Origin of the sequence: Pseudomonas sp. (assembly GCF_030690725.1) — a bacterium.
Taxonomy (GTDB): Bacteria; Pseudomonadota; Gammaproteobacteria; order Pseudomonadales; family Pseudomonadaceae; genus Aquipseudomonas.
On record NZ_JAUYGD010000067.1, the window covers coordinates 112816 to 135192 of the forward strand.

The window sequence follows — 22377 nt, forward strand, 5'->3', positions numbered from 1 at the left end:
CCCGTCCGCAACCTGAGAATGGAGAGCGCAAGACCATGGGCACTATTACCACTCGCGACGGCACCGAGATTTATTACAAGGACTGGGGCACAGGCCCGGTTGTGGTCCTCAGTCACGGCTGGCCACTCAATTCCGATAGCTGGGAGGCGCAGATGTTCTTCCTGGCCAGCAACGGTTATCGGGTGATCGCCCACGACCGGCGTGGCCACGGCCGCTCCAGCCAACCCTGGAACGGCAATGAGATGAACACCTACGCCGATGATCTGGCTCAGTTGCTTGATCACCTGGATGTACGCGGTGCTGCGCTGTTTGGCTTTTCCACTGGCGGCGGTGAGGTGGCGCGTTATATCGGCAAGCACGGCACGGCGCGGGTGGCCAAGGCAGGGCTGATCTCGGCTGTGCCGCCGCTGATGCTGCAGACCGAGGCCAATCCGGGCGGCCTGCCACTCTCGGTGTTCGACGGCATCCGCGCCGCTTCAATCGCCGACCGTTCACAGCTGTACAAGGATGTCGCCAGTGGCCCGTTCTTTGGCTACAACCGCCCCGGCGCTAAACCCTCGCAGGGGGTGATCGATGCGTTCTGGATGCAGGGCATGCTGGCCGGGCACAAGAACGCCTACGACTGCATCAAGGCCTTCTCCGCAACCGATTTCACTGAAGACCTGAAGAAGTTCTCCATCCCCACGCTGATCCTGCATGGCGATGACGACCAGATCGTTCCCGTGGATGCCGCTGCGCGAGCCTCGGCCAAGTTGGTGCCGCACGCCAAGCTGGTGATCTACCCCGGTGCGCCCCACGGCATCACCGATACCCACAAGGAACAACTGGGCGCGGACATGCTGGCCTTTCTGCGCAGCTAAGCGGCCGGTTCACACCTATTGAGAGGACAGACACATGAGCAGCAAAACAGCTTTGATCGTGGTGGATATCCAGAACGACTACTTCCCAGGCGGCCTGTGGACCCTGAGCAAGGTCGAGGCGGCTGCCGCCAAGGCGGCGCAGGTGATCGCCGCATTTCGCCAGCGTGGCGATCTGGTGGTGCATATCCGCCATGAGTTCACCAGTGCCGACGCACCGTTTTTCCGCCCCGGCAGTGAGGGTGCGCAGTTGCACCCCAGCGTGATCAATCAGCCTAACGAGCCGGTGGTGCTCAAGCACTACATCAACTCGTTTCGGGAAACCGAGCTCAAGGCCGTGCTGGATAAGCACGGCATAGAGGCCGTCGTGGTGGTGGGCAATATGAGCCATATGTGCGTGGACGGCATCACCCGCGCCGCCGTGGATTTCGGCTACGCCACCACGGTGCTGCACGACGCCTGCGCCACCCTCGACCTGGAGTTCAACGGCGTGAAAGTTCCCGCCGAGCACGTCCATGCGGCCTTTATGGCGGCGCTCAGCTTCGGCTACGCGCCGGTGATTTCCACGGCTGAGTATCTGCAAAAGCTCTAGGAGACCTTATGACACACAGGACGGCTATCGCCTTGGCAGCGCTGCTGGTCAGCCCTGCCTGGGCGCATGAGGCAGGTGGTATCCATAGCGAGAAAAGTACCCAGGTCGAAGCGGCCTTCGACCTGGTGCATACCCATGTGTTCAAGGACGGCAGCGACCTGGTGTTCGAGCAACTGGTCGACGGCCAGGCCGGCAGTCGTTTGCCCACAGCCAAGGGCAGCTTTGCCGGTGCCGAGGTCTACAGCTATGTCTGGCCGACCAGCCTGAACAGCGGCGCGGTCGGCTTCGAAGACGACTCGGGCATCCTCGCCCTGGCGCTGACCTCGCATCCGGATTTCGACGACACGCCGCAGCTCGATGAGAACGGCGACGGCGACAAGGCCAACGACGGCGGCCTGTGGCACTCGCATTGGGTTGTACTGACCAAGGAACCCAGTTGCGGCCCCAGCGGCCTCAAGGTGCGCGACATTCCCGAAGGTGCCAAGCCCAAGCTGCCGCCTACCTGGCCGGGCGTGCCGATCTACATCGACTCGCCCGGCTACGACCTCAGCGTGAAAAACGATGCCGCGCAGATTCGCGTACCGCTGTCTGCGGTCGGCTTTCCCGCCAGCTTCAACTACGACGGGGTGACCGCCGCGCTGCAGGTCAATGCCAATCTGCACGACCCGCTGTTGTGCGTTTCCAGCGTTTGGGATGTGGCCTCCGGCGACCTGTCGCTGCCGGCAACCTGGAAGTCCATGGACTAAATCATTTCGCGAAGCTGCCTCTGGCCATCATCGCCGCTGGCTGTCTAGCTCAACCGTTTGAGGAGCACCTGTCGTGTCGAAGAACAAACTGACCCATGCCACCGGTGCGCCGGTGGTCGACAACCTCAATATCCAGACCGCCGGGCCGCGCGGGCCGGCGCTGCTGCAGGATATCTGGCTGATCGAAAAGCTCGCGCATTTTGACCGTGAGGTGATCCCCGAGCGGCGCATGCATGCCAAGGGTGCCGGCGCTTACGGCACCTTCACCGTGACGGGCGACATCAGCCGCTACAGCCGCGCCAACCTGTTTGCCCACATCGGCAAGCAGACGCCGCTGTTTGTGCGTTTCTCCACTGTGGCGGGGGAGCGCGGTGCGGCCGATGCCGAACGTGATATCCGCGGTTTTGCCGTGAAGTTCTACACCGATGAGGGCAACTGGGACCTGGTTGGCAATAACACTCCGGTGTTCTTCTTTCGCGATCCGATGCGCTTCCCAGACCTCAATCATGCGGTCAAGCGCGATCCGCGCAGCGGCCTGCGCAGTGCCATCAACAACTGGGATTTCTGGAGCCTGCTGCCCGAGGCGCTGCACCAGGTCACCATCACCATGAGCGAGCGCGGCATTCCGCGCAGCTACCGGCATATGCACGGTTTTGGCAGCCACACCTTTAGCCTGATCAACGCTGATAACCAGCGGGTCTGGGTCAAGTTTCATCTGCGCTGCCAACAGGGCATCGAGAACCTCAGCGATGCCGAGGCCGGTGCGGTGATCGGCGGGGACCGTGAAAGCCATCTGCGCGATCTGTATCAGAGCATTGAACATGGCGACTTTCCGCGCTGGACGCTGTGCATTCAGGTGATGAGCGAAGAGCAGGCGCAGCGTCATCCGCATAATCCGTTTGACCTGACCAAGGTCTGGTCGCATGGCGACTTTCCGTTGATCGAGGTCGGCGTGCTAGAGCTGAACCGCAACCCGGACAACCACTTTGCCGAAGTGGAGCAGGCGGCCTTTTCGCCGGCCAACATCGTTCCTGGTATCGGCTTTTCGCCAGACAAGATGCTGCAGGCGCGGCTGTTTTCCTACGGCGACGCCCAGCGCTATCGGCTGGGTGTCAACTTCAACCAGATCCCGGTCAACGCCCCGCGTTGTCCTTATCACAGCTACCACCGCGACGGAGCCATGCGCATCGATGGCAACCAGGGCTCGACCATCGCCCATTACCCCAATAGCCAGGGCATCTGGGAGGATCAGCAGGAACTGCGCGAGCCGCCGCTGCCGCTCGACGGCAGTGCAACCAACTGGGATCACCGCGTCGACGAGGATCATTACCAGCAACCCGGCGACTTGTTCCGCCTGATGAGCCCGGCGCAGCAGCAGGCGCTTTTCGATAACACGGCCAGAGCGCTCGGTGATGCACCCGACACCATCAAGCAGCGGCATATCGGCAACTGCAGCAAGGCCGATCCGGCCTACGGCGCTGGCGTGGCGAAGGCGCTCGGGCTGGCGAATCAGAGCATTCTTTGACCTGGAGCGAGCAATCATGAGCTTTTCCACTTCAGCCAGCTCAGTAGCCAATCAGTTCGTCGAGGTCGGCGGCCGCCGTCTGGCTTATCGCGTAATCGGCGAGGGCACGCCGCTGGTGCTGTGCCTGCGCTTCAGGGGCGTCATGGACGATTGGGACCCCGCCTTCCTGGATGCGCTCGCCGCGCGGGGCTTGCGGGTTTATATCTTCGACTACAGCGGGCTGGGTTGGTCCACGGGCCAGCCGAGTTATGACCCAGGTTCATTGGCCAAGGACGCCATCGAGCTGATCGGCGCGTTGCAGCTTGGCAGGGTGGTGCTGGGTGGTTGGTCAATCGGCGGCGTGGCGGCGCAACTGGTGTTGTTGCAAGCGCCGCAACTGCTCAGCCATCTGCTGCTGATTGCCACCACACCGCCCGGCCATCTGGTCAAAACCGGTGAGCCACAGTTCTACCAGCTGGCCGCTCGCGACAATGATTTCGAGGATTTCGTCAGCCTGTTTTTCGAGCCGACCTCGGCGAGCAGTCGCGAGGCAGCGCTGCGTTCGGCCGAGCGTATTGCCCAACGCAGCGAAGGACGCTGCACGCCGGTGCCTTATGCCTGGGCCGCGCAGTCCCTGGGCGACGGGCCGCGCAACCCGATGTTTCCGCTGCAGGCGGCGCTGGATGCGCTCAAGCAAACGCAAATCCCGGTGCTGCACGTGGGCGGCGACCACGACATCGTTTTCCCCGTGGAGAACTGGTACGCGCTTAATCGCACCTTGCCCACCCTGCAGCTGCTGACCTTGCCCAGCACCGGGCATGGCCCGCAGTCGCAATATCCCGAGGCCAGTGCGGCACATATCGCGGCGTTTATTTCAGGGGAGCGCGCTGCTGATCAGGCCTAGGCACTTTCCTGCAGCCAATCGGCCAAACGCGCCAACAGCGCATCGCAGCCATCGAGCTGCTGCAGGCTGACAAACTCATCCGGCTTATGGCCCTGCTCCATGCTGCCGGGGCCGCAGACCACGGTGGGGATGCCGGCCTGGTGGAACAGGCCGCCTTCGGTGCCAAAGGCCACGGTGGTGTAGTCGCGGCTGCCGCTAAGCAGCGCCAGCAGTTCGGCCGCTTCGCTATGCGGATCGGTGGCCAGGCCGGGGTAAGCCGACAGCGGCTGGAAGTCGATGGTGCTGGCGCTGCTGCGTTGACGCATCTGCGGCAGCAGTTCTGTTTCGGCGTAGGTGCGCAGTTCATCGGCGACCTGTTGCGGATCATCGCTGGGCAGGGCGCGTACCTCGAAGTCGAACTGGCAGTCGGCTGGGACGATATTCAGTGCGCGCCCGCCGCTGATCAGCCCGGTTTGCACCGTGGAGTAGGGCGGATCGAAACGCGCATCCTGATGCTCGACGGCGCTCAAACGCTGGCCGATTTCACCGAGCCGGTTGATCAGTTTGGCGGCGTATTCGATGGCATTCACCCCCTGTGGCGCGTAGGCCGAATGGCAGGCCGCGCCCTGCACCTGGCAGCGCATGGCCAGTTTACCCTTGTGGCCGAGCACCGGTTTGAGTTCGCTGGGTTCGCCAATAATGCACAGCACGGGTTTGTTGGGGCGCTGCTGCAAGTCGGCCAGCAGCGAGCGTACGCCCAGGCAGCCGACCTCTTCGTCGTAGGAAAACGCCAGATGCAGCGGCAGGCGCAGAGGCTGGGCGAGAAAGCGCGGCACGGCGGCCAGCACGCAGGCGATAAACCCCTTCATATCGGCGGTGCCGCGGCCGTACAGCTTGCCGTCGCGTTCGCTTAGCTCGAATGGCGGCAGGGTCCAGGTCTGGCCATCCACGGGGACCACATCGCTGTGCCCGGACAGCAGCACGCCGCCACGGTCCAGCGGGCCGATGGTGGCGTACAGGTTGGCCTTGCTGCGCTCGGCGTTGTAGTCGATCTCGCAGGCCACGCCGAGCTTGTTGAGGTAGTCGCGAACGAACTCGATCAGCGCCAGGTTTGAGTCGCGGCTGACGGTGGGGAAGGCCACGAGTTCGGCGAGCAGGTCACGGCTGCTTGGATTACTCATCGCCAGGTACGCCGTAGCTGGGGGCGCGGGTTGGGTCGAGGGCGCGGATTACGTAGTCCTGCATCTGCGGCCGATAGGCCTGCCAGAGGTTGTCCAATTGGCCAATCGGGTTGTCATCGGCCCAGTCCACGCGCAGGTCGATCAGCGGCCAGGTGAGGTCGTCCACCACCTTGAGCGCCGCCGAATGCACCGGTCCGGCTTCGCCACCGGCCGCCATGGCTGCGTGCATGGCCGCGAGCAGGCGGTCGGCCAGCAGCCCTTGGCTGTGTTCGAAGGCATCAATCATGGCGGCGATCACTGCGGGCGAGGCCAGCAGGTTGCCGGCCGCCACGCATTGTTCGCCGGCCAGGGCGTTATGCAGCCCCAGCGCTTCGCTGCCGGAGAACAGCGCGCTGCGGCCCTGGCTGTCGAGCAGCGCGACCTGGCGATACTGGCTGTAGCCGTTGCGACTGAGCGCCTGATCCAGCGCCGCCGCTGGCTCCAGCCCGGCTTCCAGGGCATCGAGAATCTGCGGGCCGAGGGCTGGCAGGGTGATGTTCTGGCTGGCCACCGCACCAACCCCGGCGCGCAGCCAGGGACAACGTGCGCCCACGGCAATGCTCGATGAGCTGATGGCGATGCCCAGCTGGCCGGTTTCGGCGCAGCGACCGACGATGGAAAAGGTCATTGCTTACTCCTGGGAATCTGTCGGGTGGATCGGGGCGCGTAGCTGGCGCTTTTTACGTCCACCGTATGGCCAATGGTGGATGGGTGAAGCGTCATCCACCCTACTTATCTCGCTTATGGCTGGCTGTCCGGGATGACCGCGATCACATCGATCTCCATCAACCACTCGGGCTGACCGAGGCCGCTGATCACCAGGCCGGTGGAGATCGGGAACACGCCTTTGAGCCACTTGCCGATTTCCTGGTAGACCGGCTCGCGGTAGCGCGGGTCAATCAGGTAGGTGGTGGTTTTGACGATATGCGACAGGTCGCTGCCGGCTTCTTCGAGCAGCTGCTTGACGTTCTTCATGGCCTGCTCGGCCTGGGCGCGTGGGTCGCCGAGGCCGACCAGCTTGCCGTTGAAGTCGGTGCCGATTTGCCCGCGTACATACACGGTATTGCCGGCGCGCACGGCCTGGCACAGGTCGTTGTCCAGGCTCTGGTTGGGGTAGGTGTCTTTGGTGTTGAACATGCGGATGCGGGTATGGGTAGGCATCGACGTGCTTCCTGTAAACAGAGTGGTTGAGGAGGCCCCGCAGGGCCTCGGTCGGCAAGCTGGGTAGGGCGCTCAGTCAGCGAGCTGCCGCGCGTTGCTATCGCGATAGGCCAGGTAGGTGCGCTGGGTGGCGATATGCCCGGCGACGTGTTTGGCGTCGTGCCACACGCCCCAGATAAAGCTCGAACCGCGACGCGACAGCCACGGCAGGCCGAGGAAGTACACCCCCGGCTCACTGGACACGCCGCGCTGATGCTGCGGCTTGCCCTTGGCGTCGAAGGCGTTTACCTGCAGCCAGCTGAAATCCACGGCATAGCCGGTGGCCCAGATGATTGAGGTGACGCCGGCCTTGGCCAGGTCCAGTTCCAGCAGCGGCTTGGTCACGCAGTCCGGCTCCGGATAACTGGCGCGGGCTTCCGGCTCTTCGGGCAGGTCGAGGCCATTGCGGGCGATATAGGCGTCGGCCGCGTCCAGCAGCGCCAGGTAGTTCTTATCGCCGTTCTTGAGGTTCTCCAGCAGGTCCTGCTGGAAGGTCACCACGCCGTTGTCGAAGGCTTTGGTCAGCCCGACCAGGGTCATGCCCTGATGGGCCAGACCACGAAAGTCCACGGTGTGGCCGCCACGGGTGCCGCTGACGGCGATGGTCACGTGCTCCTTGCCCGGCTGGGCGGCTTCCGCGTCCCACTCGCCGAGCACGCCAAGCCACCAGCAGAAGTCACGGTTGCGGTAGCTGCGCGGCGGGCGATCATGCGGGCCGACCGAGAGGTAGACCTTGCGCCCGGCGCGCTGCAGTTCATCGGCGATTTGCACGCCTGACGAGCCAGCACCGACCACCAGCACGGCACCGTCCGGTAGTTGCTGCGGGTTGAAGTACTGCGCGGAGTGGATCTGCGTCAGTTGCTCGTCCTTGGGCGCAATCGGCGGAATCACCGGGCGTTGGAACGGCCCGGTGGCGCAGACCACGCGGTTGGCCTGGATCACGCCGGCGGAGGTTTCAATGGTGAAGCCTGGACGGTCGCTGTTGCGCACCACGTTCTTCACTTCCACGCCGGTACGGATCGGCGCGTCGAACTTCTTGGCGTAGGCCTCGAAGTAGGCGGCCATACGTTCTTTCGGCGCGAAGGCGTCGGCGTCGAGCTCGTCGAATTCCAGCCCCGGAAAGCGGTCGTGCCAGGCCGGGCCATTGGCTACTAGCGAATCCCAGCGGCCGGTGCGCCAGGCTTCGGCGATACGATTGCGTTCCAGCACCAGGTGCGGCACGCCGAGTTTGCTCAGGTGCTCGCTGATGGCCACACCGGCCTGACCGGCACCGACCACCAGGGTGTCGATTTCTGTTCCTTCAAGGCTCACGCCGGTGTGCATGTGCAAGGCGCTTTGATTCAGGTCGGTCATGGCAGGGGTCCTCTGATTCCGATCGTTGTTGTTCTATTGCGGCTGACGGTGGGGCTTGGCCGCATTCTGTTCGGAGCAGAGGAATGGCGAAATTATGATTTTTGTAGTCGCTGGCAAGGTAAAAGCGTGCCCGCCCGCAAAGCACCGCTGCGGCTTGGTAGAGGGCTTGGGCTATAGGTTTTTTAGCGCTAGGGGCGACAAATTAGATGGTGTTGCGAGCGGCTGGCGCACTTGCCACGTTGGCCAGTTGCCGAGTGGGAGTGAGCGGTGGATCAGCGTTGCACTGATCCGTCGGGTGTTAGTCGCCCTTGATCTCTTTGAGGTGCTTGTACACCGTCGCCCTGCCCATATTCAGTACGTTGGCCACGTAGTTGGCGGCGCTTTTGCCTTTGAATGCGCCTTCGGCGTGCAGGGCTTCGACTAGCTCGCGTTTGTGATCGCGGGTCAGCAGGTTGAGGCCGAGCTGACGTTGCCGTAGCCAGCTGTGCAGGAAGGTGTTGATGCGCTCCTGCCAGTCGTCGCGGAACAGTGCGTCGGGCTGTGGCACCAGCTTGCTGGAGGAGAGAAACAGCTCCAGCGCCTGCTTGGCGGTTTCAAACATCGAGATATTCAGGTTGATGCACAGCACGGCGATGGGCGTGCCGTTGGCGTCGCGCAACACGCTGCTGACCGAACGAATCTTCTGGCCATCCCAGTTGAGCTTTTCATAAGGGCCGATGGTGCGTTCGTCGACTTCACCGCTGAGCATGTCCTCTAGCGCTGCGTCATCGCCGATCACGCGTTTGGAGATGTTATTGGCGATGTAGTCGACCTTCTGCGTGCGCAGGTCGTGCAGCACCACTTCGGCGTGGGGGAAGAACAGCGTGGCGATGGCGTCGGCGATGGTGCGGTAGTTGTCCAGCTCGGGGGCAGGGCGGGGCGGCGTCATGCGGCTAACTCTTCGGGCTTGGGAGGCGTTGCGAGTGTGCCGCAAAGTGCCCGAGGCGTCATCCTCGGGCGCTGCGAGCAGCTATCGGTGCAGGCTGTTGAAAAACGTTGGCGAGGCAGCCAGCGCAAGGCAAAAACAGGCGAAAAAGCGGAGTTTACAAGCTGTAAATGAGCATTTTGAGCCTGTTTTTAACGCCGCGATGGCCACGCAGGTAGTTTTTCAACGGCCTGCCAGGCGGGCCGGCGAAAGCATGGCCTCGGTCAGGCCGAACTGGCGCAAGTGTTCGGGCAGTGGCTCGCCACGGGCCAGGGCGGCGCAGGCCATGCCCATGGCTGCGGAGGTCTGGATGCCATAACCGCCTTGGGCGGCGACCCAAAAGAAACCCTCCACCTGCGGGTCGAAACCGCCGACCAGGTCGCCATCGGCGACAAAGGAGCGCAAGCCTGCCCAGGTATGCGCCGGGCGGCGAATGCTCAGGCTGGTGTGTTCCTCGATCTGGTAAATACCCAGGGCGATATCCAGCTCTTCCGGTTGCACATCGTGAGGTTCGACCGGATCGGCGTTGGCGGGCGAGCCGAGCAGCAGGCCGGCGTCTGGCTTGAAGTAGAAAGATTCGTCCAGGCTGACCACGCAGGGCCAGGCATGGCAGTCGATGCCTTCCGGCCCGTTAAAGGTAAAGGCCGCACGTCGTTTGGGAATCAGGCCGATAGGCGCTACGCCCGCCATCGCGGCGATCTGGTCGCACCAGCCACCAGCGGCATTGATCAGCACCTTGGCGCGGTATTGCGTGTTGCCGCAATCAACCAACCAAGCGTCGCCGTCGCGTTGGATGCGCAGCACTTCGCAGTGGCTGTGGATTTCCCCGCCCTGCTGGCGAATGCCGCGCAGGTAGCCCTGGTGCAGGGCATCGGTGTCGATATCGGCGGCGCTGGGGTCGAGCATGGCGGCCTGCACCTTGTCGCGGCGCAGCACCGGCACCAGGGCGCAAGCTTCGTCAGCGCTAAGCAGGCGCATATCCGCCACGCTGGCTTTGCCGCTGTCGAATTGACGTTGCAGCTCGGCGGCGTCGCCGGTGAAGTCCACCACCAGTTCACCACGCGGGGTCAGCAATGGGTGTTCGGCAAAGCCGGCGGGCGGCACGTCGTAGAACGCGCGGCTGGCGGCGGTTAGGGCGCGCACCTGGGTTGTGCCGTAGGCCACGGTGTAGAGCGCGGCGGAGCGGCCGGTGGAGTGGTAACCCGGCAGCTGCTCGCGCTCCAGCAGAATGGTTTTGCCATGGGCGGCGAGAAAGTAACCGGTAGAAGCGCCAGCAATACCGGCGCCGATGATCAGGTAGTCCGCCTGGTGCATCAGCAGGCCTCCTGCTTGAGCTGGTAGAGCGCGTGGGCCAGGGCAACATCTTCCAGGCCCAGGCCGATGGAGCGGAAAAATACCGAGCGGCGGTAGTCCGGGCGAGCTGCCTTACCACTGACGAGTTCGGCCAGATCACCCAGGATACTGGCACTGTTCCAGCCCAGCTCGCTGGCCAGAAGCATTTCCCCGGCGCTGTTTGGCGTGGTGGCGCGGTAGTCGCAGTAGACATCCATATTCAGCAGGCTGGCAGGCGTTACTTCATGGGCGCGCGGCGCGTTGGTGCTGATCGAGGTGATCAGCGCTGGTTTATCCAGCTCGGCTGGGTCCAGCAGCGGTTTCGCCGAGGAAGTGCAGAGCATCACCACGTCGGCATCGCGAATGGCATCCGCCTGGCTGGCGCACAGCTGGATACGTGAGTCGAGTTGCTGCAGCTTGAGTAGCTGCGCACCGGTTTTGCCGGCCAGGCCAGGCGAGTAGAGGCGGATGCTCTGCCAGGGGCGCAACTGCTTGGCGTAATGCACATGCGCCTGGGCCACTGCGCCGCTGCCGATTACCGCCAGGCGGCTGGCTTCGGGCGTGGCAAGGGCATCCACGGCCACTGCGGTGGTGGCCGCGGTGCGTGCGGTGGTCAGGCTGCCGGCATCGCACAGCAGCAACGGCTGGCCGGTTTGCATCGACATCAGCAGGGTCCAGGCGGTAATCAGCGGACCTTGCTCGCGGACGATATAGGGCGAGGTTTTCACCCCGTAAACGCCGGCCCCGGCCAGCACACCGAGGTAGTTGATAAAGTCGCCGCCGCCATTGGGGAACTCCACCAGTTGCTGCGCCGGCTGCAGCGCATTACCGGCGGCTAGCTCGCGGAACATCGCGACCATGGCCAGGTGCACATCGACCCGGGCCAGCAGCTGCTCAGCGGCGGTTTTATCCAGCACATAAGGGGTGGTCGACATGGGCAGCTCCGCAACGAATTAAACAATTAAATCCATTTTGGACTTTATGGTCTTCTTCGACAAGCGCTGGCGCGGCATCTTGATACGTTGCTGCGACGTTTAGTGTGCTTGGCGTAAGCGCTTGCGAAACGCCCCTGGGCTTTCCCCACAGAGTTGCTTGAACAGCTTGGCAAAGGTGGCGCGGTCGGCGTAACCGACCTGTTCGGCAATCTGCTCCAGCGACGCCGGGCTGCGCAGGGCACGCTGGGCGGCGCTGATGCGCACGCGCTGCAGGTAGTCATTGGGCGTCAGTCCGGTGCTGGCCTTGAAGCGCCGCAACAGGGTGCGCGATGAACAATTAGCCTGAGCGGCCAGGCGATTAAGGTCGATGGCTTCGCTGTGATGGCGGTGCAGCCACTGCAACACGGGGGTGAGTTGGCAATCACTGCTGGCCGGTGGCAGCAGCGGGGCAAAGCGTGATTGCAGGCCGCGCTGGCTGTCAAACACCAGGGCATTGGCCACCTGCTGCGCCAGGCCTTCGCCGCCATGCTGGGCGATCAGATGCAGGCACAGGTCTAGCCCCGCATGCGCGCCGCCGGAGCTGAGCAGATGGCCGTCCTCACAAACCAATTGCTCGATCTGCAGCTTGACCAGCGGAAAACGCTCTCGGAACTGGCTGGCCAGCGCCCAATGTGTGGTGGCACGGCGACCGTTGAGCACGCCAGCGGCGGCCAGGAGAAAGGCGCTGCTGCACAGGCTGGCCAGTTGCTGATATGGCGGGCGCTGCGCCAGCCAGGGCAGCAGGGCAGCGTTGTCGGCCAAAGTACTGTCGATAGCGCTGCCGCTGGCGGCGAGCAGAATCAGGTCGGAGTGTTCGGCCAGACTCAGGTCGCCATCGACCTGGATTTGCGCAAAGCCCAGATCGACCGCTTGCCCATCCAGGCTGATGCGCTGCAGCTCGAACAGCCGCTGCTCGGCCAGGCGGTTGGCCAGGACAAAAGCGTCCATGGCCATGCTTAGGCTGGAACATACGGTTTGCGGGCAAACGTACAGGGCGATCTTCAGCATGAGGTGCTCAGGCGTGATGAGGTTTGGCGATTATTGACACAAGTATGTCTTTTGCGCCAATCGCGCAGTGGCGATTTAACGACAATACTGCTCGCACGTCCCCTATCGGAGTTCGCCCCATGAGTCATCCCAACGCCGCGCTGATCATCCGTTTCTACCAAGCCTTCCAGCAGCTGGATGCCGAGACCATGGCCAGCTGCTACAGCGCGGACGTACAGTTCAGCGACCCGGTGTTTACCGACCTGCGCGGTGCGGCGGCCGGCGATATGTGGCGCATGCTCTGCGCCAAGGCTCAGGGTTTTTCCCTGACGTTTGATGGCGTGGCGGCGGATGATTATTCCGGGCGGGCGCGCTGGGTGGCGACCTATACCTTTAGCCAGACCGGCAATCAGGTGGTCAACCATATCGAGGCCAACTTCCGCTTTCGCGATGGAAAGATCAGCGAGCACCGCGATCACTTCGATCTGTGGCGCTGGGCCGGCCAGGCGCTGGGTCTTAAGGGTCGCCTGCTGGGCTGGGCGCCGTTTGTGCAGAACGCCATTCGCCAGCAGGCGGGGAAAGGGTTAGCGGCGTTCCAGAAGAATCGCTAAGCTCGGCGGCCGTGTTAATTACCTGCCTACTCGACTGATGCCTGACTCTTCTAACGCGCCTGAGACACCTGCCGCCAAGCCCTGGTTTGTCTACCTGGTGCGGGCGGCCAATGGCGCGCTGTACTGCGGCATCAGCGACGATCCGCACAAGCGTTTTGCCAAGCACCAGAGTGGCAAGGGCGCACGCTTCTTTTATTCCAGCCCGGCGCAGGCGCTGGTGTATATCGAACCTTGTGCCGGCAAAGGCGATGCGCTGCGCCGCGAGCGGGCGATCAAGGCCTTGAGCAAGTTGGCCAAGGAAACCCTGGTGGCCGCCGCGCCTGTTATCGCTCTAGCTGATAACGCGCCATCAGGCTAAGCGGGTAGGCCGCAACGCTGTGCAGGGTTAAGCTGGCTCCTTTATCTGATTGCAGCGGAGCCTGTTATGCACGAGTTGATCCTGCACCATTACGATGCCTCACCGTTTGCCGAGAAGGCGCGCCTGATGCTGGGCTTCAAGCAGCTGTCCTGGCGCTCGGTGGAGATTCCGCGAATCATGCCCAAGCCCGATCTAGTGGCGCTGACCGGTGGCTACCGCAAGACTCCGGTGCTGCAGGTGGGTGCCGATATCTACTGTGATACCGCGCTGATTGCGCGTCGCCTGGACGCGGAGAAAGCGACTCCAGCGCTGTTCCCGGAGGGCCAGGAGTTCGTCGCGGCGAGCTTTGCCCAGTGGGTTGATTCGCTGATATTCCAGCATGCGGTGAGCCTGGTGTTTCAGCCGGAGTCGGTCGCAGTGCGTTTCGGCAAGCTGCCGCCCGAGGCGGTTAAGGCCTTTGTCGCCGACCGTGCCGGGCTGTTCAGTGGCGGCAGCGCCACGCGTTTACCGGTGGAGGTCGCCAAACACAACTGGCCGTCGCTGATGGCACGGGTGGAACAGCAACTGGCGCGCGAGGAGGGCGATTATCTGTTCGGTGAGCCGTCGATTGCTGACTTCTCCCTGGCCCATTGTCTGTGGTTCCTCAAGGGCACCGCGGTGACCGCGCCTCTGGTCGACGCCTATCCAAATGTCAGCGCCTGGCTAGGCCGCGTGCTGGGCTTTGGTCATGGCGCGTCCAGTGCGCTGAGTGCAGAAGACGCTATCGCCATCGCCCGTGCCGCGACGCCGGCGGCCTTGCCGGCCGAGCAGTTCGTCGAGCCCAATGGCTTCGCGGTCGGTCAGCGGGTGCAGATTGCCGCCACCGATTACGGCGTCGACCCGGTGGAGGGCGAGCTCGTGTTCGCCGGTGTTGAAGAACTGATCCTGCGCCGCGAGGATGAACGTGCCGGCACCGTGCACGTGCATTTCCCGCGTCTGGGCTTTGCCATCAAGGCGCTGTAAACACGTTTTTACGATCTGTTGCGCGCCGAGGTTTCAGTACGCGGCGCGCATCGCCTGTGGGTCGTAGCCGTGAATAAGGGTGCCCTTGATATCCAGCAAGGGCACGCCGCGCCCACCCAGGGCCTTGAAGGTCGCCTGGCCGGCGGGGTCTTTCTCGATATCGATTTCCCGGTAGGCAATCTGATCCTGCGCCAGTTGCTCGCGGGTTTTCGCGCAGTAGCCGCACCATTGCGTGGCATACAACACCACTTCGCCTGGTCGTTCGGCCAGCGGCGGTTGCAACCAGCGTTGCACAGTGTCCCAGTGCTGGAACAGTGCCAAGGCGCATAGCAGCAGGATGACTTTCTTCATGGGCGTTCCTTTGCCTTCTTGTGTTGAGGGTCTAGTGAGCCGTGCGCTAACTGCGCTGCAAATCTTCCAAGCTGAACGGCAGCGGGGTATTCGGCCAGTCCAGTTGCAAGCGTTCAAGCTCGCGGGCCAACAAGCTAGCCACCAGCCAGTCGCGCAGCCAGCGATGATCCGACGGAATCACATACCAGGGCGCGGCGTCGCTGTGGCTGGCGCTTAGCTGTTCGGCCCAGCGCTGTTGGCGCAGGTCAAATTCGCGATAGGACTGCAGGTCACTGCTGTGCAGTTTCCAGCGTTTATGCGGGTGTGCAAGACGCTCTTGCAGGCGGTGTTTTTGTTCATCTCGGGATAGCTGCAAAAAGCATTTCAGCGGCTGAGTCGACTGGCTGATCAGCTGCGCCTCGAAGGCCTGAATCGCCAGCTGGCGCGCGGGAAGTTCGGCGGCGCTGCACAGGCCATCCAGCGGATCGCTGATCAACCCTTCGTAGTAGCTGCGGTTGAATACCCCGAGCAGGCCCAGCCCAGGCAAACGCCGCTGGTAGCGCCAGAGAAAATCATGGCGCTGTTCGCAGGCATCGGGCTTTTGGAAGCAGTGGATACGCAGGCCCTGGGGATCGAAGCTGCTGATCACCCGGCGAATCACGCCGTCCTTACCGGAGCAATCGGTACCCTGCAGGATCAATAGCAGGGCATTACGCCGGTTGGCCCAGAGCATGCGTTGTTGCTGGTTGAGCCAGGGCCGCAGTTCGGCCAGGGCCAGTTTGGCCGTCTGTTTATCCAAGCCGAAATCGCGCGCCGGGTCCTGGGCAAAGGGTGCTGCCGGATCGCAGCGGCAGGCATCCAGCAGGCTATCCGGCAGGCGGCTCATGGTTAGTTCTTGCGGCGCTTAAGCTGATCGGTGAGCTGCGTCGGTAAATTGCGGATTACCAGGGTGTCGGTGCTTTCGTCGTACTCGATCTTCGAGCCGAGCAGGTGCGCCTCGAAGCTGATCGACAGGCCTTCGGCGCGCCCGGTAAAACGCTGGAACTGGCTAAGGGTGCGTTTGTCCGCCGGAAATTCCGGGGCCATGCCGTAATCCTTGTTGCGGATGTGATTAAAGAAGGCCTTGGGCCGTTCTTCGTCGATCAGTCCGGAGAGTTCGTCGAGGGTAATGGGCTCACCTTGTTTGGCCTGGTTTGCGGCGTAGCTGACCAAGGTCTTGGTCTTCTCGCGGGCCTGTTCTTCGGGCAGGTCTTCGCTTTCCACAAAGTCGCTAAAGGCTTTCAGCAGGGTGCGGGTTTCCCCCGGGCCGTCGACGCCTTCCTGGCAGCCGATAAAGTCGCGGAAGTATTCCGAGACCTTCTTGCCGTTCTTGCCCTTGATAAACGAGATGTACTGCTTGGAGTGGGCGTTGTTGCGCCACTCGGAGATGTTGATGCGAGCGGCCAGGTGCAGTTGGCTGAGGTCGAGGTGTTTGGCGGCGGTCACGTCGAGCGTGTCAGTAACGGCCACCCCTTCGCTGTGGTGCAGCAGGGCGATGGCCAGGTAATCAGTCATGCCCTGTTGGTAGTGGGCGAACAGCACATGGCCACCGGTGGACAGGTTGGATTCTTCCATCAGCTTCTGCAGCTGCTCGACGGCCTGGCGGCTGAAGGCGGCAAAGTCCTGTTCGTCGTCCAGATAGCGCTTCAGCCAGCCGCTGAACGGATAGGCCCCGGATTCCTCATGGAAAAACCCCCAGGCCTTGCCCTGTTTGGCGTTATAGCTCTCGTTAAGGTCGGCGAGCATGTTTTCGATGGCCTGGGATGCGGCCAGCTCGGTGTCGCGGGCGTGCAGCACGGCGGGGGTGCCATCGGGCTTTTTGTCGATCAGGTGGACGATGCAGTGGCGGATCGGCATGGGGCTAGGTCTTCAATTCAGTCGCAGGGGGATGGCTCCTGGGTTGTTGGCGAGGCCAATACGGAGCCGATCTACAAAATGTGCGCAGAGTTTACCTGAGTACGGGGCTCTCTCCATCTGTCCACGCGCCACACCGGGCTGTTAACGCCCTGGCGCCAGTTATTGCAGCCCGACAGGCACGGCGGGCGATGCTGGCCAATTGCTCCCATGTTCGTCGATAAGTTCTTATTTTCAAGAAATTTGTAGATATCGGTTCGCGAAGATGAATATCCACGTCTAGGTTATGTAGCGTCCACACGACGCAGTAAAGGGACGTATCGCGGCGGTGTCACAAGCGCTGCCGCACCTAAAAACTCCATATATGGATTGGAGGCAGCATGCATAACAAGATTGTGAAAAGCGGTCTGATTGTTGGAAGCCTACTGGCGGCGATCTCGGGTGAGGTGCTCGCAGAGTCGAACAAAAGTAGCAGCCAACTGTTCAATGCGTTTTGGAGCCCGGCCCGCTTGGGTCCTCTGGAATGTCGTTTTGGCCTGCTCAACAGCACTACATTGGGGTTGCCGCGTTGTATGCAGGCGAGCAACACCTCCATTCACCTGCAGATGTTCAAGGACATAGCCCAGGCCAATGGCGGCAATCGCGCTGCGGGCTTGCCCGGTTACCAGCGCTCAATCGACTACGTGAAATCCACCCTGGAAAGTGCCGGGTATCGCGTAGAGGTTCAGCCATTCCCCTTCACCGCCTATTACCCACAAGGGCCCGGCGAGCTGCAGGCTTTGGCGCCGACGCCAGCGGTGTATGAGTGGGATGTGGACTTTACCTACCTGTCGCAAACCGAAGACGGTGACGTCAGTGCGCCAGTGGCGGCTGTGGATATCGCACTGGGCGCGGGCAACCTGTCCAGCAGTGGTTGTGAGGCGGAAGACTTTGTCGACTTCCCCTCCGGTTCCATCGCCTTGTTGCAGCGCGGCAGCTGTAACTTCCAGCTGAAAGCGGAGAACGCTGCTGCGGCTGGTGCCTCGGGTGTGATCATTTTCAACCAGGGCGACACCGAGGACCGCAAGGGCCTGCTTAACGCCACTCTGGGTGATAGCTATGCCGGCGGTATCCCGGTGTTCTTCGCCACCTACGATGTCGGGGTTGGCCTGGCGCAGAGCGCAGAAACCCGAGTGCGTATGCTGGCTGATGTGGTGCGCGAGCGCACGCAGACCTTCAACCTGATCGCCGAGAGCCGTTATGGCAATGCCAACAATGTGGTGATGGCTGGGGCTCACCTCGACTCGGTGTATGAGGGCGCGGGCATCAACGACAACGCCTCCGGTAGTGCCGCGTTGCTGGAACTGGCGCTGCAGCTGCAGAAGGTGCGGCCGAAGAACAAGCTGCGTTTTGCCTGGTGGGGTGCCGAAGAGTCTGGGTTGGTTGGTTCGACTTATTACGTCAATCAACTCCCGGCCGAGCAGAAGAGCAAGATCAAGACGTACTTGAACTTCGACATGATCGCTTCGCCAAACTTCGCCTACTTCATCTATGACGGCGACGGTTCTGCGTTCGGTCTGCAAGGCCCACCCGGTTCGGCGGCCATCGAAAAACTGTTCGAGGAGTACTACAAGTTGCGCGGCCTGCCTTCTGAGGGCGACGAGATCACTTTCCGCTCGGATTACGCGCAGTTCTTCCTTGATGGCATCGCCTTCGGTGGTTTGTTCACCGGGGCCGAGGTGTTGAAGACCCCGGAGCAGGCAACCCGTTATGGCGGCACGGCGGGTATCGCGCTGGACCCTTGCTACCACGCCAGTTGCGATGACTTAAACAACATCGCCCAGCGTGCTCTGGAGATCAACGGCGACGCCATGGCCTTTGTGACCAGCTGGTTATCGTTCTCCACCAAGGTGGTGGATGACCAGATCGAAGCCGCCAAGACCGAGCGGAGTGTGGCGCGTAGTGCACAGAGCTACGACATCACTCACTGGGGCAAGCACTGGATCAAGTAATCGGCTGAAATGCAAAACCCCGCCAGGGCTCAGCTCTGGCGGGGTTTTCTTTGCCTGCAATAAATGTGGCTGGCGGTTTGCTCTAGCGGCTTAGCTGGCCGTCAACTGGCGCTGTTTTAGCGCATGCAGCCGCTCGATCATATAGCGCAGGTGCATGTGTAGTTGGTACAGCTCGCTGGAGTAAGACAGTGGCACTTCGACCCGCGCCAGTTCGTCTTCCAGGCGTTCCAGGCGGGCAATCTCAGCGTCCAGGTCGCTGGGCAGCTTGCCTTTGTAGAGCTGCTGGTCGATCTCGCGCAGGTGCTTGTACCAGCGGTAGATGCGTGCGCGGATGCGCCACTGGTAGATCGGTCCCACGGCCTTGAACAGTGGGAACAGCAGCACCAGCAGCGGGATGGCCAGGATGATGTAGCGGTCGGCCAGCGAGGCGATACGGAACGGCAGGTAGCGCTGCAGAATCGGCAGGCCCTTGTCGTAGTAGTAATCGGCTTCGCCCAGAGTGTTCAAGGACAGTGGCGGCTTGGCCGGGTAGCTGCCGGCTGGGTCGAGCAGGCTGCCGTTTTTCAGCACAGTCTTCGCTGCTTCGAGAATCAGCGGGGTGAGTGACGGGTGGAATTCTTCGCCGGCGACCAGGGTGGCGACCGGGCCGAGGGTGACGATGTCGCGATCCGGGCTGTTGTGTGCCATATCAAGCATGCCTTCGCCCACCTGTAGCTGGCTCAGGTACGGCAGGCGCGCCAGATAGGCTTCGGTGCGGCGCAGGCTGACCAGGCGCACCTTGGGTTCAGCCGCCAGGCGCTGAATTAGCGCATTTTCGGCGGGGCCGATAAAGAAGGCGGCGTCCAGTTGGCCGGCAATCAGCGCGTCGGCGGCGCGGCTGCCGCCCAACTGCTGCCAGCGCTCGGGGTATTGCGTCGGCTCGATTCGATTGGCTGCAAACAATGCTGCAGTCACGGCCTGGGTGCCGCTGCCCTGGGAGCCAACCGCCAAGCGCAGTTTCATCAGGTCGCTCAGGCGCTCGAATTTGACCTTGTCGCCGAGAAACAGCCACAGCGGCTCGCGGTACATCACGCCCAGGCCATTGAGCTTGCCGCGCGCCTCGTCGCTCAGGGTCAGTTCCTGGCCGCTCTGCACCAGCGCCAGTTCCACCTCGCCGCTGCCAAGTTTGTTCAGGTTATCTTCGGAGCCGGCACTCTCAACCAGCTCCAGGCTAAAGCCTTGCAGTTCCAGCTCAGCCTGCAGACGCTGGCCAAACGCATGGTAGCCACCACCCACCGCGCCGGTCGCCATACGCGCGTGCATCGGTGGCGGCGGCGCGGCGAAATAGAACAGCGCGCCGACCAAGCCAGCCAGCACCGGCACAATCCACAGGTTGGTAAGGATAAGGATTTTCAGGTCATGGAGAATGCGGCGCATGGTCAGTCCTTGTCATTAGCTGGGCTCAGAATAGCCGCAATGACTGGCCAAGCTAAATGCCCGCTTACGATCTGCTGCGCGTCGGCCCTGCTGCGTTAAAAACAGGCTCGGAATGCTCATGTACAAAAGTACACTCCGCTTCCTCGCCTGTTTTTGCCTTGCATGGCTCTAGCTCGCGAGATCGTAAAACTGTTCCTAAATGCCCTGCGTCTTCGGATCGGCCAGACGCATGCTGCGTTGCTCACGCCAACGATCCAGCAAAGCGAGCACCACCAGCAAGCCCAGGGCGTACCCGGCATCCATGCCCAGCATCAGCAGCACCAGGCCGCACAGTAGTGCACTGAATGCGGCCAGCCAGCGCCAAATGCCGCGCAGCAGTACCGCGCCTGCGGCCATGCTCAGCAGGTAGATAACTACGAAGTTGCCGTTGGCGTAGCGGATCAGGTCATCCACTGTCAGCTCGAGCATGCTGGCCAGGCTGGCGCATAGGGCGCAGCTGAGGATCACCAGCAGCAGGGCGCGTGCTGGTACGCCGTGCGGGTTGCGCTGCGCCAGGCTGGCGGGGAGTTTGCCTTCGTCGGCCAGGCTCCAGATCAGCCGGGCAAAGCCTTGCATATACACGTTCATCGAGGCAAAACAGGCCAGGTAACCCACCGTGGCGGCGATCCAGCGTGCCTTCTCGCCCAATAGCAGATCGAGCATGCGCGGCAGGGAGGCAGCATCGGTCGTCACATCGCCATAGCTATGCAGGCTCAGCACCGCCACCGAACAGGCCCAGTACACCAGGCCGGCCAGCAGCACGCCGAACAGCAGGGCCAGGGGGAAGTCGCGCTCGGGGTTCTTGAATTCTTCGCCCATATGGGTAAAGGCCTCTATACCGACAAAACACCAGAACATTACGCCCAGCGCTGCCGGCAGCAGATGCCAGGAACCGCTGATCGTAGGCAGCAGCGGCTGGCTGCTGATGGGTAGATCACCCACCCACCAGATCAGCGCGATGGTGGCGATAATCGCCACGGCAATCGCCCCCTGAATCATTCCGCTGGCCTTGGCCGGACGCTGACCGAGCAACAGCATGGCGACCAGGGTGGCCAACTGGATCGCCAGGGCCTGGCCACGGCTGAGATCAAACAGACCCTGCCAGAAGCCGCTGGCAATATTCAGCGCCGCCGGTAAACCCACCGGCAGCACAGCCAGAAACAGCAGCGCACTCAAGCGCTCCATCCGCGCACCAAAGGCGCGGCCAATCAGATGTGGCGCGCCGCCGGCATGGGGGAAGTGGCGGCCCAGCTGAGCGAAGGTAAAAGCCACCGGCAGCACCAGGGCGATCAGCAGCATCCAGGCCCATAAAGACGCCTCGCCGGCAGCGGTGGCGGCCAGCGCTGGGATCACGAAAATCCCGGTGCCCAGCAGCGAGGTACTCAGCAGGCCAATCCCTTGCAGCAGGCCCAATTCCTGGTTCAGACGACTCATGTTGTATGCTCTGGCGTTTTGCCGGCTATGGTAGGGCGCAGCCCTGCAAAACACCGCCGTAGAAGCGTCGGCGTTAACCGGCAGAATGACGGAATTGGCCGTCAAATTGCCTCGGACCTACTCACAGGCTGCTGCGCTTCGGCTAAACGGCGTTGAAAACCGCCTCGGAATGCTCATGTACAAAAGTACACTCCGCTTCCTCGGCTTTTTCGCCACCGCTTATCTCTAGCTCGCGAGCCTCTGAACAGGTCCTTATTGTCGAGAAAGACCTGTGGACAAGTTCGATCAGCAGATACTCGCCCTGTTGCGCGCCGATGCGCGTATGCCCGTCAGCCAGATCGCCCGCGAGGTCAACCTGTCGCGCTCGGCCGTCAGCGAGCGCATTCGTCAGCTGGAGCAGGCCGGTGTGATCAGCGGCTATCACGCCCAGGTGACGGCGCCGGGCGATGGGGCGATCAAGGCCTATCTGGAGCTGTTCTACCAGGGCGGGCGCTGTGAGCACTATGTCGAGCTGATGCGCGTATTTCCCGAGGTGCGCCGCTGCAGTGGCATCAGTGGTGAGACCGATATGTTGGTGTCCATTGAGGCCGCGTCGATGCAGCGCTTGAGCGAGATTCGCGGCGAGATCGAAGACTTTCCCGGTATGCAGAAAGTGAAGACCCATATGGTGGTTAAGGATTGGGTGTTCTAA

At 62.4% G+C, this 22377-nt stretch carries 23 protein-coding genes; 10 read left to right on the forward strand and 13 right to left on the reverse strand.

The annotated features are described in order from the left end of the window. Positions 1-35: 35 nt before the first annotated feature. The 5 genes from Q8O69_RS17215 to Q8O69_RS17235 all read left to right on the forward strand — a co-directional run bounded on the left by Q8O69_RS17215 (position 36) and on the right by Q8O69_RS17235 (position 4603). Complete coding sequence (locus Q8O69_RS17215) at positions 36-860, forward strand: alpha/beta fold hydrolase (protein ID WP_305593474.1); 825 nt, start codon at positions 36-38, stop codon at positions 858-860. Between the two features lie 34 nt (positions 861-894). Further along, a complete protein-coding gene (locus Q8O69_RS17220) occupies positions 895-1449 on the forward strand; it encodes a cysteine hydrolase family protein (RefSeq protein ID WP_305593439.1) in 555 nt (184 codons plus the stop codon). An 8-nt stretch (positions 1450-1457) separates the two neighbouring features. Next, positions 1458-2195 (forward strand): hypothetical protein, encoded by a 738-nt coding sequence (locus Q8O69_RS17225; protein WP_305593440.1) that lies wholly within the window; start codon positions 1458-1460, stop codon positions 2193-2195. 73 nt (positions 2196-2268) lie between these two features. Continuing rightward, a complete protein-coding gene (locus Q8O69_RS17230) occupies positions 2269-3720 on the forward strand; it encodes a catalase (RefSeq protein ID WP_305593441.1) in 1452 nt (483 codons plus the stop codon). A gap of 16 nt (positions 3721-3736) precedes the next feature. Further along, the gene (locus Q8O69_RS17235; protein WP_305593442.1) at positions 3737-4603 is read left to right on the forward strand and encodes an alpha/beta fold hydrolase; all 867 of its coding nucleotides are present in this window, start codon (positions 3737-3739) and stop codon (positions 4601-4603) included. On the opposite strand, the gene argE is transcribed toward Q8O69_RS17235, so the two are convergent. The 8 genes from argE to Q8O69_RS17275 form a co-directional block, all read right to left on the reverse strand. After that, the gene (gene argE / locus Q8O69_RS17240; protein WP_305593443.1) at positions 4600-5763 is read right to left on the reverse strand and encodes an acetylornithine deacetylase; all 1164 of its coding nucleotides are present in this window, start codon (positions 5761-5763) and stop codon (positions 4600-4602) included. The two genes, Q8O69_RS17235 and argE, sit on opposite strands and share 4 nt — an antisense overlap. After that, entirely contained in the window at positions 5756-6430 is a 675-nt protein-coding gene (locus tag Q8O69_RS17245; protein ID WP_305593444.1) for a DUF1028 domain-containing protein, read from the reverse strand. Before Q8O69_RS17245 ends, argE begins: the two co-directional genes overlap by 8 nt. A 113-nt stretch (positions 6431-6543) precedes the next feature. After that, entirely contained in the window at positions 6544-6963 is a 420-nt protein-coding gene (locus tag Q8O69_RS17250) for a RidA family protein (RefSeq protein WP_305593445.1), read from the reverse strand. 72 nt (positions 6964-7035) lie between these two features. Continuing rightward, positions 7036-8355, reverse strand: coding sequence for an NAD(P)/FAD-dependent oxidoreductase (locus tag Q8O69_RS17255; protein ID WP_305593446.1), 1320 nt, complete (start codon positions 8353-8355; stop codon positions 7036-7038). A gap of 298 nt (positions 8356-8653) precedes the next feature. Beyond that, positions 8654-9283 (reverse strand): transcriptional regulator, encoded by a 630-nt coding sequence (locus Q8O69_RS17260; protein WP_305593447.1) that lies wholly within the window; start codon positions 9281-9283, stop codon positions 8654-8656. A 219-nt stretch (positions 9284-9502) separates the two neighbouring features. After that, the gene (locus tag Q8O69_RS17265) at positions 9503-10633 is read right to left on the reverse strand and encodes an FAD-binding oxidoreductase (protein WP_305593448.1); all 1131 of its coding nucleotides are present in this window, start codon (positions 10631-10633) and stop codon (positions 9503-9505) included. Beyond that, positions 10633-11586 (reverse strand): ornithine cyclodeaminase family protein, encoded by a 954-nt coding sequence (locus tag Q8O69_RS17270; protein ID WP_305593449.1) that lies wholly within the window; start codon positions 11584-11586, stop codon positions 10633-10635. Before Q8O69_RS17270 ends, Q8O69_RS17265 begins: the two co-directional genes overlap by 1 nt. A 99-nt stretch (positions 11587-11685) precedes the next feature. Further along, a complete protein-coding gene (locus tag Q8O69_RS17275; protein WP_305593450.1) occupies positions 11686-12633 on the reverse strand; it encodes a GlxA family transcriptional regulator in 948 nt (315 codons plus the stop codon). A gap of 119 nt (positions 12634-12752) precedes the next feature. On the opposite strand from Q8O69_RS17275, the gene Q8O69_RS17280 reads away from it, so the two are divergent. The 3 genes from Q8O69_RS17280 to Q8O69_RS17290 all read left to right on the forward strand — a co-directional run bounded on the left by Q8O69_RS17280 (position 12753) and on the right by Q8O69_RS17290 (position 14583). Next, on the forward strand, positions 12753-13223 hold the full coding sequence (locus Q8O69_RS17280) for a nuclear transport factor 2 family protein (RefSeq protein ID WP_305593451.1): 471 nt from the start codon (positions 12753-12755) through the stop codon (positions 13221-13223). Positions 13224-13260: 37 nt separating this feature from the next. Beyond that, positions 13261-13581: a GIY-YIG nuclease family protein gene (locus Q8O69_RS17285; protein WP_305593452.1), complete on the forward strand. Its 321-nt coding sequence runs from the start codon at positions 13261-13263 to the stop codon at positions 13579-13581. Between the two features lie 66 nt (positions 13582-13647). Beyond that, complete coding sequence (locus Q8O69_RS17290; protein WP_305593453.1) at positions 13648-14583, forward strand: glutathione S-transferase family protein; 936 nt, start codon at positions 13648-13650, stop codon at positions 14581-14583. A 33-nt stretch (positions 14584-14616) separates the two neighbouring features. Here the strand turns inward: Q8O69_RS17290 and Q8O69_RS17295 are convergent, their stop codons facing one another. Genes Q8O69_RS17295 through yejK form a run of 3 tightly spaced genes read right to left on the reverse strand, consistent with a single transcriptional unit; the run spans position 14617 to position 16809 of the window. Further along, on the reverse strand, positions 14617-14934 hold the full coding sequence (locus Q8O69_RS17295; RefSeq protein WP_304864749.1) for a glutaredoxin domain-containing protein: 318 nt from the start codon (positions 14932-14934) through the stop codon (positions 14617-14619). A gap of 46 nt (positions 14935-14980) precedes the next feature. Beyond that, a complete protein-coding gene (locus Q8O69_RS17300) occupies positions 14981-15799 on the reverse strand; it encodes a polyphosphate kinase 2 family protein (RefSeq protein WP_305593454.1) in 819 nt (272 codons plus the stop codon). Positions 15800-15801: 2 nt separating this feature from the next. Then, positions 15802-16809, reverse strand: coding sequence for a nucleoid-associated protein YejK (gene yejK / locus Q8O69_RS17305; RefSeq protein ID WP_305593455.1), 1008 nt, complete (start codon positions 16807-16809; stop codon positions 15802-15804). Between the two features lie 377 nt (positions 16810-17186). Here yejK and Q8O69_RS17310 point away from each other — a divergent pair, with 377 nt between their 5' ends. Further along, positions 17187-18797, forward strand: coding sequence for a M28 family metallopeptidase (locus tag Q8O69_RS17310; protein WP_305593456.1), 1611 nt, complete (start codon positions 17187-17189; stop codon positions 18795-18797). Between the two features lie 90 nt (positions 18798-18887). On the opposite strand, the gene Q8O69_RS17315 is transcribed toward Q8O69_RS17310, so the two are convergent. Both Q8O69_RS17315 and yjeH read right to left on the reverse strand, forming a co-directional pair. Continuing rightward, positions 18888-20213 (reverse strand): TAXI family TRAP transporter solute-binding subunit, encoded by a 1326-nt coding sequence (locus Q8O69_RS17315; RefSeq protein ID WP_305593457.1) that lies wholly within the window; start codon positions 20211-20213, stop codon positions 18888-18890. A gap of 195 nt (positions 20214-20408) precedes the next feature. After that, entirely contained in the window at positions 20409-21686 is a 1278-nt protein-coding gene (yjeH, locus tag Q8O69_RS17320) for an L-methionine/branched-chain amino acid transporter (protein ID WP_305593458.1), read from the reverse strand. Between the two features lie 271 nt (positions 21687-21957). On the opposite strand from yjeH, the gene Q8O69_RS17325 reads away from it, so the two are divergent. Next, positions 21958-22377: an Lrp/AsnC family transcriptional regulator gene (locus Q8O69_RS17325; protein WP_305593459.1), complete on the forward strand. Its 420-nt coding sequence runs from the start codon at positions 21958-21960 to the stop codon at positions 22375-22377.

What these genes read in the sequence shown, in the direction of transcription:
- Q8O69_RS17215 (WP_305593474.1), top strand. Translation starts at nt 36, where the DNA reads ATGGGCACTATTACCACTCGCGACGGCACCGAGATTTATTACAAGGAC.
- Q8O69_RS17220 (WP_305593439.1), top strand. Translation starts at nt 895, where the DNA reads ATGAGCAGCAAAACAGCTTTGATCGTGGTGGATATCCAGAACGACTAC.
- Q8O69_RS17225 (WP_305593440.1), top strand. Translation starts at nt 1,458, where the DNA reads ATGACACACAGGACGGCTATCGCCTTGGCAGCGCTGCTGGTCAGCCCT.
- Q8O69_RS17235 (WP_305593442.1), top strand. Translation starts at nt 3,737, where the DNA reads ATGAGCTTTTCCACTTCAGCCAGCTCAGTAGCCAATCAGTTCGTCGAG.
- argE (WP_305593443.1), bottom strand. Translation starts at nt 5,763, where the DNA reads ATGAGTAATCCAAGCAGCCGTGACCTGCTCGCCGAACTCGTGGCCTTC.
- Q8O69_RS17245 (WP_305593444.1), bottom strand. Translation starts at nt 6,430, where the DNA reads ATGACCTTTTCCATCGTCGGTCGCTGCGCCGAAACCGGCCAGCTGGGC.
- Q8O69_RS17250 (WP_305593445.1), bottom strand. Translation starts at nt 6,963, where the DNA reads ATGCCTACCCATACCCGCATCCGCATGTTCAACACCAAAGACACCTAC.
- Q8O69_RS17255 (WP_305593446.1), bottom strand. Translation starts at nt 8,355, where the DNA reads ATGACCGACCTGAATCAAAGCGCCTTGCACATGCACACCGGCGTGAGC.
- Q8O69_RS17260 (WP_305593447.1), bottom strand. Translation starts at nt 9,283, where the DNA reads ATGACGCCGCCCCGCCCTGCCCCCGAGCTGGACAACTACCGCACCATC.
- Q8O69_RS17265 (WP_305593448.1), bottom strand. Translation starts at nt 10,633, where the DNA reads ATGCACCAGGCGGACTACCTGATCATCGGCGCCGGTATTGCTGGCGCT.
- Q8O69_RS17270 (WP_305593449.1), bottom strand. Translation starts at nt 11,586, where the DNA reads ATGTCGACCACCCCTTATGTGCTGGATAAAACCGCCGCTGAGCAGCTG.
- Q8O69_RS17275 (WP_305593450.1), bottom strand. Translation starts at nt 12,633, where the DNA reads ATGCTGAAGATCGCCCTGTACGTTTGCCCGCAAACCGTATGTTCCAGC.
- Q8O69_RS17280 (WP_305593451.1), top strand. Translation starts at nt 12,753, where the DNA reads ATGAGTCATCCCAACGCCGCGCTGATCATCCGTTTCTACCAAGCCTTC.
- Q8O69_RS17285 (WP_305593452.1), top strand. Translation starts at nt 13,261, where the DNA reads ATGCCTGACTCTTCTAACGCGCCTGAGACACCTGCCGCCAAGCCCTGG.
- Q8O69_RS17290 (WP_305593453.1), top strand. Translation starts at nt 13,648, where the DNA reads ATGCACGAGTTGATCCTGCACCATTACGATGCCTCACCGTTTGCCGAG.
- Q8O69_RS17295 (WP_304864749.1), bottom strand. Translation starts at nt 14,934, where the DNA reads ATGAAGAAAGTCATCCTGCTGCTATGCGCCTTGGCACTGTTCCAGCAC.
- Q8O69_RS17300 (WP_305593454.1), bottom strand. Translation starts at nt 15,799, where the DNA reads ATGAGCCGCCTGCCGGATAGCCTGCTGGATGCCTGCCGCTGCGATCCG.
- yejK (WP_305593455.1), bottom strand. Translation starts at nt 16,809, where the DNA reads ATGCCGATCCGCCACTGCATCGTCCACCTGATCGACAAAAAGCCCGAT.
- Q8O69_RS17310 (WP_305593456.1), top strand. Translation starts at nt 17,187, where the DNA reads ATGCATAACAAGATTGTGAAAAGCGGTCTGATTGTTGGAAGCCTACTG.
- Q8O69_RS17315 (WP_305593457.1), bottom strand. Translation starts at nt 20,213, where the DNA reads ATGCGCCGCATTCTCCATGACCTGAAAATCCTTATCCTTACCAACCTG.
- yjeH (WP_305593458.1), bottom strand. Translation starts at nt 21,686, where the DNA reads ATGAGTCGTCTGAACCAGGAATTGGGCCTGCTGCAAGGGATTGGCCTG.